Origin of the sequence: Aquiflexum sp., from assembly GCF_041749095.1 — a bacterium.
Classification (GTDB): Bacteria; Bacteroidota; Bacteroidia; order Cytophagales; family Cyclobacteriaceae; genus Aquiflexum.
In genome coordinates this window covers 1-1,718 of the sequence record NZ_JBGTCA010000042.1, presented here as the reverse complement: position 1 = coordinate 1,718, position 1,718 = coordinate 1, and the positions used below count along the sequence as shown (strand labels likewise).

The window sequence follows — 1,718 nt, the reverse complement described above, 5'->3', positions numbered from 1 at the left end:
TTTAGGTCTGCTGATCAGTATTCCATCATTGGAGATCGTATTTTACAGGACGATGATTGCTACGGTCATCCTTGCGATCATATTTGTATTTAAAAAGTCTTCCATCCGTATTCCGCAAAAGGAGTTGATCAAAATTGTAGCAACAGGATTTATCATCTCTCTGCATTGGATCCTGTTTTTTTGGGCGGCGAGGGTTTCTACTGCATCTGTTTGTTTAGCGGGGATGGCCACCACCTCCTTGTGGACGGCATTTTTGGAACCACTTGTCAACAAGAACAAGGTCAAACCTTTTGAAATATTTTTGGGGCTGATGGTGATTGGGGGATTATATGTGATTTTCAGGTTCGAATTGGATTATTGGTTGGGACTGGTGATGGCAATTGGTTCAGCTTTCCTGAGTGCTGTCTTCACTGTCATCAATGGCCGTTTGATCAAAAAACATAATCCCTATGTTTTGACTTTTTATGAGATGTTTGGCGCTTTTGTTTTTGCGGCTTTGATGTTGCCGGTGTATAGTCATTTCTTTGCTTCGGAAGGCCTGCAATTGATACCATCTGCCATGGATTGGTTGTGGTTGCTTTTGTTGGGGGGAGTCTGTACCGTCTATGCTTTTTCCGTTTCTGTGGAATTGATGCGTAGGATCACCGCCTTTGCGGTCAACCTGACCATCAACCTGGAGCCGGTGTATGGAATTATCTTGGCAGTCCTGATTTTTGGTGAAAAGGAACAGATGACAGGAGGGTTTTATTTGGGGACTTTGATCATTTTGATTTCGGTGTTGATTTATCCGGTGTATAATTATTGGAATAGGAGAAAAGTTTTGAAAAAAAATCCTTTGGGAGTTTAAAGGTTTTTTTTTACAACTTTTTCTGGCAAGATAGACAACCCCAGCATCCATCTCTCAAAAAGAACATCATATACTTCATAGTACGCCGCCCCGTCTGTAGTGCACTCTTTGTAGATCATTTTCTTTTCCAATGAATGGATTTAAAAACCGTCGCTGAACTTCCAAGTTGATGTTGGGCTATAAAATCTTTTGAGGTTGGTGCTGACACAGTTCCGGATTTGGCTGTGGCCACAAGTGATTTACCTTTAGTAAATTACAAATGGTAAATTACTTTTAGTAAATCCATCCCTAATCTCAAAGTTTAAATTTATTCCCGTTATAGACTTCTAATCCTTTAAAGTTATAACTTTACGGGAATGTAATCCTTTAAAGTTATAACTTTACGGGAATATAATCCTTTAAAGTTATATATTTGCATAGAGCTAGATGCAAATCCTTTGAAATTTAACCGAAAAATCCGTTTGTCTATTGAGGAGAAATTTTTTTCTGGAAAAGCTATTTTATTGCTTGGACCGAGACAAGTAGGTAAAACTACCCTGATCAAGTCCATCTTGGAAAACAGGGCCGAAAAACACTTATATCTGGACGGTGATGATCCTACGGTCGTAGAAATTCTGGAAAATTCCAATACTGAGACTTTAAGGAGTCTTATCGGCGACAATCAAATTGTTTATATAGACGAAGCGCAACGGATCAATAATATTGGCATTAAAGCAAAGATAATAGTTGATCAATTTAAGGATGTACAACTTTTGATTAGTGGTTCATCTTCATTTGAACTTAACCAACAAATCCAAGAACCACTTACCGGAAGAAAGTGGACCTATAACTTGTGGCCCATCTCTTGGGGTGAGTATGAAAAGGAGGTTGG

Annotated in this window: 2 protein-coding genes; both read left to right on the top strand. The window is 38.9% G+C overall.

The genetic code is table 11. From position 1 onward, the window contains the following. A partial coding sequence (locus ACEW8O_RS03225) for a DMT family transporter (protein WP_373493185.1) occupies positions 1-847 on the top strand: 847 nt, incomplete at its 5' end. A 437-nt stretch (positions 848-1,284) separates the two neighbouring features. After that, a partial coding sequence (locus tag ACEW8O_RS03220) for an AAA family ATPase (RefSeq protein ID WP_373493184.1) occupies positions 1,285-1,718 on the top strand: 434 nt, incomplete at its 3' end.